The sequence below is a fragment of the Vibrio sp. Vb0349 genome (assembly GCF_033338975.1).
Window position 1 is genome coordinate 1 of sequence record NZ_JAWOTS010000030.1, and the last position, 17,366, is coordinate 17,366.

General features: G+C 44.3%; 14 protein-coding genes and 1 other annotated feature. Of the genes, 8 read left to right on the forward strand and 6 right to left on the reverse strand.

Features of this window, described 5'->3' with window-relative positions:
• Window positions 1-566: 566 nt before the first annotated feature.
• The 3 genes from clpB to rluD all read right to left on the reverse strand — a co-directional run bounded on the left by clpB (window position 567) and on the right by rluD (window position 4,992).
• Window positions 567-3,140, reverse strand: a complete 2,574-nt coding sequence (gene clpB / locus R7Q47_RS20515; RefSeq protein WP_005381873.1) for an ATP-dependent chaperone ClpB — start codon at window positions 3,138-3,140, stop codon at window positions 567-569.
• Window positions 3,141-3,284: 144 nt separating this feature from the next.
• Window positions 3,285-4,013, reverse strand: a complete 729-nt coding sequence (gene pgeF / locus R7Q47_RS20520) for a peptidoglycan editing factor PgeF (RefSeq protein ID WP_005381874.1) — start codon at window positions 4,011-4,013, stop codon at window positions 3,285-3,287.
• A 1-nt stretch (window position 4,014) separates the two neighbouring features.
• Entirely contained in the window at window positions 4,015-4,992 is a 978-nt protein-coding gene (gene rluD, locus R7Q47_RS20525; RefSeq protein ID WP_005381875.1) for a 23S rRNA pseudouridine(1911/1915/1917) synthase RluD, read from the reverse strand.
• A 136-nt stretch (window positions 4,993-5,128) separates the two neighbouring features.
• On the opposite strand from rluD, the gene bamD reads away from it, so the two are divergent.
• The 5 genes from bamD (at window position 5,129) to yjjX (ending at window position 10,120) form a co-directional block, all read left to right on the forward strand.
• Entirely contained in the window at window positions 5,129-5,857 is a 729-nt protein-coding gene (gene bamD, locus R7Q47_RS20530; protein ID WP_005381876.1) for an outer membrane protein assembly factor BamD, read from the forward strand.
• A gap of 150 nt (window positions 5,858-6,007) precedes the next feature.
• Window positions 6,008-7,489 carry a lytic transglycosylase F gene (locus R7Q47_RS20535; RefSeq protein WP_318089355.1) on the forward strand — a complete coding sequence of 494 codons (1,482 nt, stop codon included), beginning with the start codon at window positions 6,008-6,010 and terminating at the stop codon, window positions 7,487-7,489.
• Window positions 7,490-7,814: 325 nt separating this feature from the next.
• Window positions 7,815-8,141, forward strand: a complete 327-nt coding sequence (gene hpf / locus R7Q47_RS20540; protein WP_005381889.1) for a ribosome hibernation-promoting factor, HPF/YfiA family — start codon at window positions 7,815-7,817, stop codon at window positions 8,139-8,141.
• 108 nt (window positions 8,142-8,249) lie between these two features.
• Window positions 8,250-8,371: a sequence feature (Phe leader region), on the forward strand.
• A gap of 12 nt (window positions 8,372-8,383) precedes the next feature.
• On the forward strand, window positions 8,384-9,562 hold the full coding sequence (gene pheA, locus R7Q47_RS20545; protein WP_017636154.1) for a prephenate dehydratase: 1,179 nt from the start codon (window positions 8,384-8,386) through the stop codon (window positions 9,560-9,562).
• 24 nt (window positions 9,563-9,586) lie between these two features.
• Complete coding sequence (gene yjjX / locus R7Q47_RS20550) at window positions 9,587-10,120, forward strand: inosine/xanthosine triphosphatase (protein WP_262627342.1); 534 nt, start codon at window positions 9,587-9,589, stop codon at window positions 10,118-10,120.
• A 110-nt stretch (window positions 10,121-10,230) separates the two neighbouring features.
• Here the strand turns inward: yjjX and trpR are convergent, their stop codons facing one another.
• Together trpR and sltY are read right to left on the reverse strand one after the other, a co-directional pair.
• The gene (gene trpR / locus R7Q47_RS20555; protein ID WP_005381892.1) at window positions 10,231-10,539 is read right to left on the reverse strand and encodes a trp operon repressor; all 309 of its coding nucleotides are present in this window, start codon (window positions 10,537-10,539) and stop codon (window positions 10,231-10,233) included.
• Between the two features lie 13 nt (window positions 10,540-10,552).
• A complete protein-coding gene (gene sltY, locus R7Q47_RS20560) occupies window positions 10,553-12,499 on the reverse strand; it encodes a murein transglycosylase (RefSeq protein ID WP_411912876.1) in 1,947 nt (648 codons plus the stop codon).
• Window positions 12,500-12,863: 364 nt separating this feature from the next.
• Between sltY and ettA the strand changes: the two genes are divergently transcribed.
• The 3 genes from ettA (at window position 12,864) to R7Q47_RS20575 (ending at window position 16,161) form a co-directional block, all read left to right on the forward strand.
• Window positions 12,864-14,531 carry an energy-dependent translational throttle protein EttA gene (gene ettA, locus R7Q47_RS20565; protein WP_005381894.1) on the forward strand — a complete coding sequence of 556 codons (1,668 nt, stop codon included), beginning with the start codon at window positions 12,864-12,866 and terminating at the stop codon, window positions 14,529-14,531.
• A 229-nt stretch (window positions 14,532-14,760) separates the two neighbouring features.
• Window positions 14,761-15,120 (forward strand): PilZ domain-containing protein, encoded by a 360-nt coding sequence (locus R7Q47_RS20570; RefSeq protein ID WP_005381897.1) that lies wholly within the window; start codon window positions 14,761-14,763, stop codon window positions 15,118-15,120.
• Window positions 15,121-15,159: 39 nt separating this feature from the next.
• Entirely contained in the window at window positions 15,160-16,161 is a 1,002-nt protein-coding gene (locus tag R7Q47_RS20575) for a M23 family metallopeptidase (RefSeq protein WP_005381900.1), read from the forward strand.
• 77 nt (window positions 16,162-16,238) lie between these two features.
• Here R7Q47_RS20575 and tyrA read toward each other — a convergent pair whose 3' ends face one another.
• Window positions 16,239-17,366, reverse strand: a complete 1,128-nt coding sequence (gene tyrA / locus R7Q47_RS20580) for a bifunctional chorismate mutase/prephenate dehydrogenase (RefSeq protein WP_005381901.1) — start codon at window positions 17,364-17,366, stop codon at window positions 16,239-16,241.

Below are 17,366 nucleotides of genomic sequence, written 5' to 3' on the forward strand. Positions count from 1 at the left end.
TGCCGCCAGCGTTCAATCTGAGCCATGATCAAACTCTTCAATTTAAGATTTTGTCGGCTCAATGAATACTGAACATTCCTTTCGCTAATAAATAGCAGAAGTAATGTTTGAATTGACTGTGCTGAATCTTTCGATTCAATGGTCACTTCGTATCATTGAAACCTAATTTGAAGCCTAAGCTTCTAATTGGATTATCATCAACGAGTGCCCACACAGATTGATAGGTCTATATTTTTAAAGAGCACACTTCGAAGTTCTCTTCAAAGTGGACGGCTATTTTAGCTAGATAACTTATCGTGTCAAACACTTTTTTAAGTTATTTATCTGCGAGTTCATTTTAACTCACTAACCGTAGTTGTTTAGGTTCTGCTTCACTTGCTTTCCCGTGACAACGGAGGCGCATTATAGGGAGTTCATTAAAGAACACAAGTGCATTTTTTTAAAAAAACTCACCTTTTTAGTTTATTCGTATAGAAAACAGACAAAAGACTCTAAAAAACTATAGAAAAGGGGCCAAACGGCCCCTTTAGTGTGATTTTTATCTCAATTTTACTGTATCCATACAATTATTGATGAGCACAAATTTGGTCATTAGTAACAATTAGCTGCACTGTCTTGTCTGGAACGATTTCACCAGACAGAATTGATTTGGCTAACGGGTTCTCGACATTCTGCTGAATTGCACGTTTTAAAGGACGCGCACCATACACAGGATCGAAACCAACTTGAGCGATCAAATCGAGCGCTTTGTCGGAAACTTCTAGTTGATAGCCTTTCTCCTCTAGTCGTTTCGCCAAACGTTCCAATTGAATAGAAGCAATGGACTTAATGTGTTCTTGACCAAGTGGATGGAACACCACGATTTCGTCAACACGGTTCAAGAACTCTGGGCGGAAGTGTTTGCTAACCACATCCATCACTTCACTCTTGATACCTTGATAGTCTAATGTTGCGAAATTCTCTTGGATACGAGATGAACCCAAGTTAGATGTCATGATCACAACCGTATTACGGAAGTCAACAGTACGACCTTGACCATCCGTTAAACGCCCATCATCGAGAACTTGCAGCAGAATGTTAAATACATCCGGATGCGCTTTCTCTACTTCGTCTAACAAAATTACCGAATACGGCTTGCGACGAACCGCTTCCGTTAAGTAACCACCCTCTTCATATCCGACATAGCCTGGAGGCGCACCCACCAATCTTGCCACTGAGTGTTTCTCCATGAACTCAGACATATCGATACGGACCATCGCATCTTCGCTGTCGAACATAAAGCTCGCAAGTGTCTTACAAAGCTCTGTTTTACCCACACCAGTTGGACCTAAGAATAAGAAGGAGCCAATTGGTCGGTTTGGATCAGAAAGCCCAGCTCGACTACGACGAATGGCATTCGATACAACAGAGACCGCTTCGCTTTGCCCTACCACACGATTATGCAGCACGTCTTCCATACGAAGTAGTTTCTCTTTTTCCGCTTCTAGCATCTTGGATACCGGAATGCCGGTTTGCTTAGAAAGTACTTCTGCAATCTCGTTGTCGGTTACTTTATTACGCAATAGCGTCATTTCCTGCATTTCAGCTTGGGTTGCAAGATCTAACTGCTTCTCAAGTTCAGGAATACGACCATATTGAAGCTCCGACATACGGTTTAGATCGCCAGCACGGCGAGCAAACTCCATGTCCATACGAGCTTGTTCAAGCTCAGACTTAATATGTTGAGTGCCAGAAAGAGCTGCTTTTTCTGTATTCCAAACCTCTTCTAGCTCAGCATACTCTCGCTCTTTTTCATTGAGTTCTTCATTAAGCGCTTTCAAACGCTTTTCACTCGCTTCATCGTGCTCGTTACTTAGTGCTTGTTGCTCAATTTTGAGTTGGATAATTTTACGCTCAAGCTTATCCAAGGACTCTGGCTTAGAGTCAATTTGTAAACGAATGCTTGAAGCCGCTTCGTCGATTAAGTCGATCGCTTTATCCGGCAACTGACGGTCGGAGACATAGCGATGTGACAAGCTCGCCGCAGCAACAATCGCTGGGTCAGTAATTTCGACGTGATGATGAAGCTCATAACGCTCCTTCAAGCCACGTAAAATCGCCACGGTATCCTCAACGGTCGGCTCATCCACCAGCACTTTTTGGAAACGACGTTCTAATGCTGCATCTTTTTCGATGTACTGACGATATTCATCCAATGTTGTTGCGCCAACACAGTGCAGCTCACCACGAGCTAATGCCGGTTTTAGCATGTTGCCCGCATCCATTGAGCCTTCACCTTTACCAGCACCGACCATAGTGTGTAGTTCATCAATGAAGAGGATGACGTTGCCTTCTTCTTTAGCAAGTTCATTCAATACTGATTTTAAACGCTCTTCAAATTCACCACGGTACTTAGCACCAGCAACCAGTGCGCCCATGTCTAATGACAGCACACGGCGACCACGCAGACCTTCAGGTACTTCGTTGTTAACTATGCGCTGCGCTAAGCCTTCAACAATTGCTGTCTTACCTACGCCTGGTTCACCGATAATCACAGGGTTGTTTTTAGTACGACGCTGCAATACCTGGATAGTACGACGGATTTCATCATCACGGCCGATAACCGGATCTAATTTACCTTGCTCTGCACGTTCGGTAAGGTCTATGGTGAACTTTTCCAATGCTTGGCGAAGCTCTTCTGCGTTCGGATCATTGACCTTTTGACCACCTCTGATCTTTTCGATTGCCTGACTGACTTTTTGCTCTGTTAAGCCGATCTCTTTGAGTAATTGCCCCAATGGTCCGCGATCTTCTAAAGCGGCAAGCAGGAAGACTTCAGACGAGATATAGGAGTCTTGACGCTTTTGCGCCACTTTGTCACACAGGTTAAACAATGTGCCCATCGAGCTAGAGAGCTGAACATCCCCACCGATGCCACTGACTTTTGGTAATCGATCTAACATTTCACTCAATTTAGAGCGTAAATGCGTTACGTCCACATCCAGCATAGTAAGCAATGGACGAATTGGACTGCCATTTTGATCAAGCAAAGCCACCATGAGGTGAACTGGCTCGATATATTGATGATCGCGCCCTAACGCTAGTGATTGAGCATCAGAGATAGCGATTTGAAACTTACTTGTGAATCGATCAAGACGCATATCTACCTTCCTAACCTCAACTAAAGGAAATTCTTTTGACAGTTAGAAAGATGGATACTCAGGAGGGGAATTTCAAGGGAGTGAATGAATAAAGATAGCTTTGCAAAAATAGTAGTATGCATCTTAGCACTTTATTGCTTATAGCTAGTCTTCGATCCAAATAAAGGTTGCTTGTCGACCAGTCTTACCATCACGGCGATACGAGTAAAAAGAGGCTTTATCTTGGTAAGTACAAAGTCCAGAATCAAACACTTGTGTCACACCAGCCCGGTTTAGACGTTGCGTTGCCAGCACCGACATGTCAGCAAACCATTTACCGTCGATATCGCGTGGAGCAAATGCTTGATTCGCCTGTGAATCAAAATCAACAAAAGCTTGCAGAACATCTTCACCCACTTCGAAGGCTTGAGGGCCAATGGCGGGGCCAAGCCACGCTATCACTTCACCAGAAAACAACGCTAACGCATTTTCGACAATGCCATTTGCTAAGCCGCGCCAACCTGCGTGAACAGCGGCTACTTGCGTACCTTGTGTATTAGTCAATAATACAGGTAAACAGTCGGCGGTCATCGCTGAACAAACAACATGGCTTGAAGAAGTAAATACACCATCCGCATCAAGCACCTGTGTTGTTGGTTCATTTGCTTGAGCCACAACGGTTGAATGCGTTTGGTTTAACCATATTGGCGCATTTGGCATGCTTGCCTGTTGCGCCAACCAAGCTCGGTTCTTCTCTACTAAAGACAAATCATCCCCAACGTGAGTACCTAAATTTAGCCCTTGGTAAGGGCCTGTCGAAAATCCGCCTATGCGTGTTGAGGCGAAAGCTTTGACATTTTTAGGCGCTGGCCAATTCGGAATGATCGTCTTCATATTAGAATTCTTCCGGTAAGCCGTGCTCTTCTGTATCTTGACGAAGCGCTTCAGTCATCACAACCATGTCATCAGGCACTGGAGCATGAAACTCAAGAACTTCGCCCGTAATTGGGTGCTCAAAGCGCAGCATTACTGCGTGCAATGCTTGGCGATCGAAACCCCGGATCATTGCCGTTAGCTCTTCAGACGCACCTGTCGGGATGCGAGCACGTCCACCATATGCAATATCACCGAGCAACGGATGCTGAAGGTAAGACATGTGCACACGAATCTGGTGCGTACGACCCGTTTCTAGACGCAAGCGAATACGCGTGTGTTCGCGGAAGCGTTCAGCAACACGGTAGTGCGTTACTGCTGGTTTGCCCATTGGTGCTACCGCCATAAGCGTGCGCTTAGTAGAGTGACGACCAATCGGTTGATCCACTTTACCTCCCGCAGTCATACGACCAATAGCGATCGCTTCGTACTCACGAGTAATATTACGTTTTTGCAGTGCGCGAACCAGACGAGTTTGTGCAGGAACGGTTTTCGCCACCACCATCAAACCCGTTGTGTCTTTATCCAAACGGTGCACGATACCTGCACGAGGTACTTCTGCAATATCAGGGTAATGATGCAACAACGCATTAAGTACAGTGCCATCAGGCGTACCAGCGCCCGGATGAACCACAAAGTCACGAGGTTTGTTGATAACGATAATATCTTCATCTTCATAGACGATATCTAGCGGGATATCTTGCGCTTCCCAGCGTTCTTCATCTTCTAACTCGGCTTGCAATGTAATTTCCTCGCCACCCATTACTTTGGTACGAGGTTTAGTGACAACTTCACCATCAACTTGAACTTTCCCATCAAGCAGCCACTCTTTTAGGCGCGAGCGAGAGAAGTCCGCGAATAATTCGGCGATAGCTTGGTCTAAACGTTGACCTAACTGGCTATCTTTTACGGTATTTGTTAATACAATCTGCTGAGCCATATCGAACTTTTTTAAAAACTGTGAGACTAATGCTCACGACTGTGAAAAAATAGACTATTACGTCATTGTATCTGTTACTGGAAAGAAAGTAACGGCAGCTTAAGAAATATTTAGATTCAAGGAACAGACTCCTGATATGAAACGTCAGACTTTAACAGGCCTTTTAGCGGTATCCCTTCTGTTTGGATGTGCAAGCAAAGAAGAAATCGTTCCTGATGTGCCGCCTTCGGAACTGTATGCAGACGCACAGATTTCTCTTCAAAGTGGTAATTGGCTTTCTGCAATTGAGAAACTGGAAGCATTAGACTCACGTTACCCATTCGGTGCCTACTCTGAACAGGTGCAGCTTGACCTAATCTATGCGTACTACAAAAACGACGACCTTGCTTTGGGCTTGGCAACCATTTCTCGCTTTATGCGTTTAAACCCAACCCATGAAAAGATGGATTGGGTGCTGTACATGCGAGGTCTAAGCCACATGGCGCAAGATCGTAACTTTATGCATGATTTATTCAGCGTAGATCGAAGCGATCGCGATCCTGAACCGGTAAAAAAAGCGTTTGATGACTTCAAAAAACTACTTCAACGCTACCCGAATAGCCCATATGCAGAAGATTCACAAAAACGTATGGTCGCGCTGAAAAACCGTCTAGCAAACTATGATTTAGCGACTGCTGACTTCTACCTTCGCCGTGAAGCTTGGGTCGCTGCTATTAATCGCAGCCAAGAGCTACAAAAAGCGTATCCAGACACAGAAGCTGCACGTAAGTCACTGACTATCCAGCTAGAGGCCTACAAGCAACTTGGTTTGGAAGACGCCGTAGCAAGAACTGAAAAGCTTATCGAGCTCAACCCTGTGAAGTAATTGAACTTGCTTTAAACTGAACCGCCACCGTTTTTACCGTGGCGGTTTTTTATTACTCTCAATAGTGTATTCAGCCCTTTCTTGATGATCTTCCTAGCTCCACATATGCTTAAAGTTCTCCTCCCCCCCCTTTATAAAAAGGATGTGAACGTGACGATATCTAAGCTTTGCGCAGTTATGCTGCTCCTATTGTCTGCTTCCGTTTGCGCACTGCAAATCTCGCCGCTCAAACAGCCTCCTTATACCGGAGACCTCGATGTCATCAAGGAGAAGAATGTACTGCGCGTCTTAGTTTCTGCTGATTTAGGCTTTTACTACATTGAGGGCGGCACACCAAAAGGCATAGGCGCGGAATTGCTGGCGCATTTCGAAAAAGACCTTCGTAAACTCAAACCAAAGCTTAACGTACAAATTATTCCTGTTGCCCGCGACCAGCTACTGCCAGCCTTAGAAAACGGTTCAGGTGACTTAGTTGTCGCCAACCTGACTATTACCGACACGCGCAAACAGAAAGTGGAGTTCAGTTCACCCATTCTCACTGACATTCAAGAGTGGGTAGTGACAAACAAAAGCACACCAACGATGACGAAAATCGAACAACTGAGCGGCAAAGAGATTTGGGTGCGCGCCAGCTCTAGCTACTTTGAAAGCATTCAGACACTAAATAAGAAACTAAACAAAAAAGGCTTACCGCCTGTTATCGTGCACTTTATTGAAGAAACACTTCAAGATTATGAGCTGGTCGGAATGCTCAACAATGGTTACGTCAAAGCCATTGTTCTCGATAGCCATAAAGCCAAGCTTTGGCTGAAAGTGATGGATGATATTCGGGTGCACAAAAAAATCCCTATCCGCAAAAATGGCAAAATTGCTTGGGCAATGCGAGAAAATAGTCCCAAATTAAAAGCCGTCGTGAATAAGTTCATCCAGAAGTCTCGCTCTGGGACACTACTCGGTAACGTTATTTACGGCAAATACATCGATAACACGGGATGGTTGAACAGAGCTCTTAACCCTAAGAAAATTGCTCAACTAGAAAAACTCGCGGCGCTATTTTCACGCTATGGTGAGAAATACGATATCGACTATTTACTGATCGCAGCAATCGCTTACAAGGAATCAGGATTTAATAACAACCTAGTTGGAAGTCGAGGTGCCGTTGGCATAATGCAAGTACTACCCAGCACCGCTCAAGATCCGAATATCAATATCAAAAATGTTCGACAATTAGAAAACAACATTCATGCTGGAGTGAAATACTTAGCTTTTTTGCGTAAGCAGTACTTCAGTGATCCTGATATCACTGCACAAAATAAACTCTACTTTACATTGGCGGCTTACAATGCGGGCCCCGGCAATGTAGAGCGTATTCGTAAGCGTGCAGCCCAACAAGGTTACGATCCTAATGTTTGGTTTAATAACGTGGAAATCGTTATGCGGAAAAGTTTAAGCTCAACGGTTGGGTACGTCACAAGCATTAATCGCTACTACATAATATACAAACAACTAGAAAGCTTGGACCAAGTCAAAAGTCTAGAAAGGGTTTCACTAGCCCCAAAAGACCCCATTTTCATGATACCGCTACGAAAAGTCAGCCAAATGCCAGACAGTAAAAAGCCGCTTGTACAGTAAGCGGCTTTTTAAATGGATTCATTGGAAAGACTCAGTGATCGTCATCACACGTTACGTGCAGTTAAATTTTAACCACCTCAAATATTAGGCCGTAAAACTTCCCTAAAAACGAGGCCGTTTTCAGCTGAGTACTCTATCCAATCTACGGATTTACTAACCGATAACAAGCAATTTCACGATAAATCTCAGAAGTTCTTGAGTGAGATCACATTCATTTTTCATCATAAAAAACCCGAGCAAAATAATGATCTGAATCACATTTTTTTATGCTTAAAGCGGTAATCTGAACTCAACCCATGAGGGATGCAACAGAGGAAAAACACTTATGACAATGAATATCACTGGCAAAAACATCGAAATCACCTCTGCAATCCGAGCTCATATTGAGAGCAAATTTAAAAAACTGGAGAAATGGCAAGTAGACCTAATTGGTTGCCAAGCAACTTTCAGTGAGGAACCAAACAAACAGAAGAAATTCGAAGCGGTTATCAAAGTTCCTAAAGGCCAGCTCATTGCCTCAGCAACTCACGAAGATCTTTACGCAGCTATCAACGAAGTGGAGCAAAAACTAGAACGACAATTGAACAAGCTGACCCACAAACCTGAAGCTCGACGTGCAAGTAAGCCTGAGCTAGTGGAAGAAGAAGAGTAAACTGAACATATTGAGGAAATAGCGCCGAAAGGCGCTATTTTTTTGCTTGACGCTCTCCCCAGCCTTGCTTATTGTGTTTAAACACTCATAAATTAAGCACTATTTATGCATTTAACCTCACTGTTTATTTTTGACTTCTTTTTCCTCCCATAGTTGGAGGGGCGAACTCGTTTGTGAAAGAAAAGTCAAAAACAAACAGAAAGCCTCCCAAATCGGGAGGCTTTTTTATAAGGAAAGAATTGATGACTGACCAACCTATTTCCCTCGAAGAAATTCGTTTACGCTTGAATGAGTTGGATGACCAACTTCTCAGCTTATTGTCTGAGCGCCGTAAACTCAGCATTGAAGTAGCCAAAAGCAAAGTACAAACCTCAAAGCCTGTTCGCGACGCCGTCCGTGAACAGCAATTATTGGTCAAGCTGATTTCTAATGGCCAAGATAAATACGAACTTGACGCGCAGTACATCACCAAACTTTTCCATACCATCATTGAAGACTCAGTTCTGCTTCAACAAAGTTATCTGCAAAATCTCGTTAACCCACAGCAAAGCCGTAAGCCACTTGCTCGCGTCGCTTTTTTAGGAGCCAAAGGCTCTTATTCGCACTTGGCAAGTCGCGAATACTTCAGTCGTAAAAATACGGAGCTTATCGAGCTCAACTGCGAGCACTTTAAAGAAGTGACTCAAACGGTTGAATCTGGCCATGCTGATTATGGCGTTCTGCCAATCGAAAACACCAGCTCAGGCTCTATTAATGAAGTGTATGACTTACTACAACACACGACGCTTTACATCGTTGGAGAGCTAACTCAACCAATCGAACACTGCTTGGTTGCGAAAAAAGACATTCGTCTGGAAGATATTAAAACGCTGTATTCTCACCCTCAGCCACACCAACAGTGCAGTGAGTTTTTAAGCCGTATGAAAGGGGTAAAGCTGGAATCCTGCGCGAGCACAGCAGATGCAATGCAGAAAGTCCAAGAGATGGATCGTGATGATGTGGCTGCAATTGGTAATGCATCAAGCGGTAAGCTATATGGCTTGCAAGCAATTCAAGGCAACATCGCAAACCAAACCGAAAACCATACTCGCTTTATCGTGGTTGCTCGTAAACCGGTTGAAGTTTCTACTCAGATTCCAGCAAAAACCACATTGATCATGTCGACCTCCCAAGAGGCAGGCTCATTGGTTGAAACACTATTAGTGCTGCAACGTTACGGCATCAATATGACCAAGCTGGAATCACGCCCAATTATGGGGAACCCGTGGGAAGAGATGTTCTACGTAGACTTGACATCACATCTTGCTTCGACAGAAATGCAACAGGCACTTGAAGAGCTAACAAAAATCACTAAGCACTTGAAAGTATTAGGCTGTTACCCGAGTGAGAACGTAAAGCCTACGCAAGTAAAATTGAGTTAATAGACACCAGTGAGTAAAAAGATCATGGCAACCCAAAAAGTCGTAATCGCATCGCTAAACCCAGCCAAAATTAATGCAGTTCAAAGTGCATTTCGTAATGCATTTCCGCATCAAGAGTTCAACTTCGTTGGCATCAGTGTACCGAGTGAGGTCGCAGATCAGCCCATGACGAATGAAGAAACTCATCGTGGTGCGCTAAACCGCGTTAAAAACGCAAAAGTAGAGATGCCAAACGCGGATTACTATGTCGGTCTCGAAGCGGGAATTGAAGCAAACGTGACGTTTGCTTGGATGGTGGTTGAGTCAGAGACTCACCGCGGTGAATCTCGTTCTGCAAGCTTAATGTTGCCGCCAAAAGTCTTGGAAAAACTCAAGGATGCGAATGAATTGGGAGATGTAATGGACGAAGTGTTTGGTACTGATAATATCAAACAGAAAGGTGGCGCTATTAGCCTGCTAACCCAAAACCAGCTAACTCGAAGCTCGGTCTATCACCAAGCCTTGATTCTGGCTTTAATTCCACTCACAAACCCTGAGCATTTTCCTTCAAATTTATAACACTCAGCCTAGTCTCTAGATACGCAAAAGGGCGGATATTTCCGCCCTTTGTAATACGTTATCTTAGTCACTTGTAACACCAAGGCCTAAAAGCAAATTGGATATACTGTCTACTTAGATACCGCAACTTGTTCTAACAAGACTTTCAACTTGTCTTTTTCTTCATCAGATTTCGACTTTAGTTCGTTAGAGCCACGAGTAATGGTGGCAATGCCCACACCAAGCATCTGACTGATCTGCCGTTGAGATAATTCTCCTTTAAGAAGTTCGTTAATTATATTAACGCGTGATATTAATGACTCTCTCTCATCACGTGACATCAGCATAGTTAACAGCATGTCATCTTGCTGGGTGCCCATACTTGTTCGAATTAGCTCAATAATCTGTTGCCAGTCTTTGTACTCGGGTTCGTGCGACATCAAGTTACCTCACTCAATACTTGGTATTGATCTCATGTTGATTCAAGAACGCGCCATCGATACCCAAAAGATCACGATAGTATGTTTCAAACATCAAGATGTTTTGTACATAACCGCGCGTCTCTTTAAATGGAATTGCCTCAATAAAGGCATAAGCATCCACTTTTCCTTGGGTACGCTCTCGCCACGTTTTTACTCTGTTAGGACCTGCATTATAAGCAGCAAGAGCAAAAATACGATTATTATCGTAATCCTCTAATAAACCTTGCAAATAATGGCTACCAATCTCGATATTTTTTCCTACATTGTAGAGATCCTGCGTACCTTGATAACTCAACTTATATTTACGTGCCGTGTACTTCGCCGTTGCAGGCATGATCTGCATAAGACCACGAGCGCCAACTGGAGAGCGGGCTTCAACATCTAACGCACTTTCCTGTCGAGCGAGAGACATCATCGTGACGGGATCAATGTTGTGCTTTTTCGCATAAAAGTTAAACCACCAGCGGTGTGCTATTGGGAACCTAAGTTCGATGTTATCCCACATCTGCGCTTGAATACTCGCGGTCACCGTTAAGTTATGCCAACGTTTAAATGATGCATAAGCCGCCAACATCGCCTTTTCATCTTTTCCTACGCGGCGCAGTAAGTGTGCCCATTCACTCTTCGCTGCTGCGATTTTATCCGTCGCGATCAACTCTTCGATACGAGCTAGCGAGTCTTGATAGGGTTGAACAACTTTCTTATCCAACTTAACCGTATGCGTTGGGTATTTGATTGATTGTCCGATTGCATTGGCGGCAGCCACACTGTAGAAGTTTCGTTGCCCAAGCAGAGTTGCTAAACGCTGTTTCCCCGCGATGTCATCACCTAACGCTATTTCACTTCTTCCAAGCCAATATTGCCAGCGTAGCGTGGCTTGTTCTTCTTTATTTAGAACAGCAATCCACTCTTGTACGCCTTTCCAATCTGCATTTTGAATCGCTAAGCGGATGCGCGTTTCAATCAACGGTAAGTACTGACTGGTTTTCGTTTTATCATCGCGCCATTTAGCTAATGACTCAGACTCCGTACGAGTCAATCGAAATGCAATATAGTCGGCAAGTTCTTGCGCTTTTTCTGGAGAAAACTTCTGTCCTTTAATGACAGCATCGTACGCACCTTGTGCTTGGCTAGTGTTCATACGAGCCAACTTTTCTAACGCATATTCACTTTGCGCTCGATTAAAATCATTCGCAGGTTTTTTCTTCGCGAATTCCGCAACGCTTGAAGGATTATCAAACAACGCTTTCATTTCTTTGGCTTGTTGCTTTGCCTGCGCTGATTTAGGCAGTTTGAGCAAGTAACTCATCAAACCGCCATTACGAGCATCAAACGCCAGTAACATACGCTGTAGAATCAGTTCATCGGTACGCTCACCCGCCTTGTCCCATGCCGCAAATAATGGGTCACACTCATCAGCAATGCTGATGCCACGTAACCACATATGTTCAGCCCCTTTAAACGCCGCGACTTTCTTGCCTTGCTTTAATTGAGCGACGTAGAAAATACATTGGTAACGCTCACCACTAGGAATGACTTTTTGAAACTCAGTAATGGTTTTCCAATCTTTTTGCTTATAAAGATGATTGAGGTATGGAGCGCGAACTCGACGAGAAAATGGAAAAGACTCGTGCTCAGAAATAAACTCGTTCACCTGTTGTGGTGACTTTTCCGGTAACTGTCTAATAAAAGTGCGGTAATCCACATAAGGCGTTAGTGGATAGTCAGAAATTTTAGGACGAATCGAAAGGTATCCGTCGATGTCATTTTTATCTAATAAATCTTGAGCTTGCTCATATACTTCGCGCTGCTTTTCCAAACTCAGCGCGGCATTAGCACTCAAACTCATAGCACACAACGCGGCGGCGCAGCATACGTTTTTAGCCAATTCAGATACGTTGAATCTCATTTGTGTCATTTTCCCCAGACATATACTGCCCTAAAGCCTAGTTTTGTTAGAGTTCATGTGATGTTAAGGCAATTTTCACACATGCATCTATTTACACAGAATGCAGATGTCCATGTAAAGCAACTTAGTGTATTAAAAATTGTACTCGTCAAACTTTTAAGACGATGGAGACAAAGCGTTTCTAACTCGCATAGAAAACATTTCGTCATTCTTAACGAATAACAAAAGTGTATACCCTAACCGTGTAAGTTTCCGGTCAGCTCAAAATAAGAAATCCATTCGTTAGGGAAATTCTTGCAATGCGGTAACAAAAACAAAGCACTTGGTATAAAATGATGGGTTTGAATGACAGTTAATTTAGGAACGATCGGCAATGGCTGAATACGTATATACCATGTCGCGGGTGAGCAAAATTGTGCCACCTAAGCGTCAAATTCTTAAAGACATCTCTCTGAGCTTCTTCCCTGGTGCGAAAATCGGTGTTTTAGGTCTGAACGGTGCAGGTAAATCCACACTGCTACGTATCATGGCAGGTATCGACACGGATATCGACGGTGAAGCGCGTCCACAACCTGGTCTAAACGTAGGTTACCTACCTCAGGAACCAGTATTAGACGAATCAAAAACCGTTCGTGAAGTTGTTGAAGAAGCGGTTGCTGACGTTGCTGACGCTCTGAAACGTTTGGACGCAGTCTACGCAGCATACGCTGAACCAGATGCAGACTTCGACGCACTTGCAAAAGAGCAAGGCGAGCTAGAAGCCCTTATCCAAGCGAAAGATGGCCACAACCTAGAAAATGCGCTTGAGCGTGCAGCAAACGCACTACGTTTACCTGAATGGGACCAAAAAATTGCGCACCTATCAGGTGGTGAACGCCGCCGTGTGGCTATTTGTCGCTTGCTACTTTCTAAGCCAGACATGCTACTGCTTGATGAACCTACCAACCACCTAGATGCAGAATCAGTGGCTTGGCTAGAGCGCTTCTTAGTGGATTACACAGGTACCGTAGTAGCCATCACCCACGACCGTTACTTCCTAGATAACGCTGCGGGCTGGATCTTAGAACTGGACCGTGGTGAAGGTATCCCATGGGAAGGCAACTACACCTCATGGCTGGAGCAAAAAGACGCTCGTCTACAACAAGAAGCCTCCCAAGAGAGTGCTCGCCAAAAGACTATCGAGAAAGAGCTTGAGTGGGTACGTAAAAACCCTAAAGGTCGTCAAGCGAAGTCAAAAGCACGTATGGCTCGCTTTGAAGAACTGCAAAGCTCTGATCACCAAAAACGTAATGAAACCAATGAACTGTTTATCCCACCAGGTGAGCGTCTAGGTGATAAGGTTATTGAAGTGAAGAACCTGACCAAGTCATTTGACGGTCGTGTTCTGATTGATGACCTGTCATTCAGCATCCCTAAAGGTGCAATTGTTGGTATCATCGGTGCTAACGGCGCAGGTAAATCGACGCTATTCAAGATGTTAAGTGGTACTGAACAACCAGACTCGGGCACAATTGAGATGGGCGATACAGTAAAACTAGCATCTGTCGATCAGTTCCGTGACAGCATGGACGATTCTAAAACCGTATTCCAAGAGATCTCTGAAGGTGCTGATATCATTAAGATCAACAACTTCGAAATCCCAGCTCGCGCATACTGTTCACGCTTTAACTTTAAAGGCAGTGACCAACAAAAGATTATTGGTGAACTATCGGGTGGTGAGCGTAACCGTGTCCACCTTGCGAAGCTGCTTAAAGCGGGCGGCAACGTGTTGCTACTCGACGAACCAACCAACGACCTTGACGTTGAAACACTGCGTGCTCTAGAAGAAGCATTACTAGAGTTCCCTGGTTGTGCAATGGTTATCTCGCACGACCGTTGGTTCCTTGACCGTATCGCAACCCACATCATTGACTACCGTGACGAAGGCCAAGTTAACTTCTACGAAGGTAACTACACAGAGTACATGGATTGGTTGAAGAAAACATTGGGTCCTGAAGCCGCAGAACCACACCGTATCAAATACAAGCGTATTGCGAAGTAATCGCAACCCACAAAGTTTGATTGTAATTTGTACAAAGGCCGCTATCATAGCGGCCTTTGTTTCTTTGTTATAAAAAGAGCTCATTAGCCCGTCTCGTTCGTTAAGAACATGACATAGCACTTACGTCACTCTGTAGCGACCTCGACACTTTTCAAACAACAATCGAACATTTTTTGTTCGTATTGATATACTATTCAATTCTGTTTGACGACCTGACGAGAATATTCATATGACAGAGAGACGACGCTTTTCACGTATTCTCCATCAAGCTCCAGCTAAGATAGAACAACGTGACTTGGCAATTGAAGCTAGGATTCAAGATCTTTCCTTGCATGGTTTACTCATGAAGGTGGAAGAGACTGAGGCTTTGGATCCAACCCTTCCAGTCCATGTGACTTTTTCATTTGATCAATCCGAACAAGTGATTACGTTAAAAGCGCAAATTGTGAATGTCTCTAAGTGTGAGATTAGGTTGAAGATCGCTAAGATAGACATCGAAAGCATTAGCCAACTAAAACGATTTATAGAATTGAATGTAGGCAATAACGACCTTCTGAATCGAGAGTTAGAGCACCTCTCAGGTTTTTAGGAGAAAAATAAATGAACGCCTATTTAAGTAACAATAACTATGTCTAAAAAAATCATCATGCAGATCCCGACGAAAGACGGCGATCAGCAGTTCTATTTGGGCCGCAGTTCGGTCCTAGCAGTATTTGCTTCAGTATTGGCATTACCCGCCGTCGTTGGTGGCGCGTGGTACCTTAATCAGCAGCAGATGCACAATAAAGACGAACTAACACAAATCATCGCCAAACTGGAAAGTGAAAAGGCCGAAGTGACGGCTCTTTACGAAGAACAGCTTGATACCAATCATTCGCTTTCCCAGTCTTTGACGGACAAAAACAATCAAATTCAGCTATTGGGCAAACGGGTATTCGACGTTGAATCGGTTTTAGGTCTCGCAGACGAAGAGTTGATGATCGATGAGAACAGCATGGGGTTAGAGGAGCGAATTGACGCAGCCGCTATCGATTCTGCTGTTCGAGCGACGATGTTCCGTTTGATACCAAATGACAGTCCAGTCACATACCAACGTATTTCTTCTTCTTACGGCAGTCGTATTAATCCGATTTCAGGTAAGAGGCATGTTCATACTGGTATCGATCTGACTTGTAAAAGAGGAGAAGAGATCCTGGCACCGGCTGACGGTGTGGTGGAAACCGTTCGCCCGAGCAATCGTGGTTATGGTAACTATGTCACCATTCGTCACTCATTTGGCTTTATGAGCTCCTTTGCTCATCTACAACGCTTCAAAGTGAAAAGCGGTCAGTTTGTTAGTAAAGGCGACATCATTGCTCAATGCGGTAACTCTGGCAACTCCACAGGGCCACACTTGCACTATGAAGTACGCTTCCTCGGACGAGCACTCAACCCTCAATACTTAATGGAGTGGACGCCAGAAAACTTCAATGACGTCTTTGAAAAAGAGAAAAAAGTGAAATGGGGACCTTTGGTTCAATTGATTGATAACGTTGTACGTCTACAAGTCAATTTAACCAATTCACCCTATCGCGATACCAGTATCAACACAGTATCAAGTGAAGATACGAGTAATACTGCGACGAACTGATTTGTCCATCAACACGAAAAAGAGCAGCTTACGCTGCTCTTTTTGTTTCGGACTCTGCACGGCTAAATGACCCGTGATTAGCCGCGATGAATATTATCATTCGCCTGTTTGAGTAAGTTTTGGCTCTCATTCATAAATTGTTGAGAATAAGTACCAAACCAATCACTCACCTGCTTAAAGCTTTCGATGAATCGCGCTTTGTCTCTGCTATCCAGAATCGCTACCGCATCACCTAAACGCTGATGAAATCGCTTGATCATATCGATATTCTCTTGAGAAGAGAAAATGATATCACCGTACAAGTTCGGATCCTGACCAAACAGTCGTCCCACCATCGCCAATTCAAGGCGGTAGATTGGCGAGCTTAACTTCAACAACTGATCGATGTTCGGATTCTCTTTGCTAAGGTGCATACCGTAAGCAAACGACGTGAAGTGGCGCAGCGCCTGAATCAACGTCATGCCATGATCGTGCTCTTGTGCATCGATTTGGCACAAGCTTGCGCCCCAAATCCCAAACTGTTGCAATAGCCATTGGTAATGCTCGTGACCACGGCCATCACAGTACACAATAACCTGCTTGGCAAGGCTCGGAACATCTGGGCCAAACATTGGGTGCAAACCAACCACAGGACCTTGGTGCACATTCAACATTGCTTGCAGAGGCTTCGACTTGATAGAAGTCAGGTCACACAGAATGCAGTCTTGCGGCAAGTTCCCCAGTTTTTCGATCACCCCTTCCGTTAGATGAATCGGCACCGTGACCACGACTAAACCCGCGTTGTCTAGAATCTCATCCGCATGATCCCAGTCTTTACTGCCGAGAACTTTGACCTGGTAGCCCGACAATTTGAACATACGCCCAAACAGGCCACCCAATTGACCATTACCACCAATAATAACAACTGAGCGTAAATCAGGGTTCAAACACTTAAAACCGGAATCTTTCTCGCTGGCATAAGACTCACGCATTGTTCGACGCAGAATATCTTCAATAAGCTGTGGAGGAATTCCCATTTTTTCAGCTTCAGCGCGACGAGAAGCTAACATCGCCGCTTCGCGGTCTGGAGCATAAATTGGCAAACCATGTTCGCTTTTTACTTCCCCAACTTTCTCTACGAGCGCTAAACGCTGAGCCAATAGCTCCAACATTTGCTTGTCAACTGCATCAATCTGATCGCGTAATGCGTTAAGTTCAACTGCCAT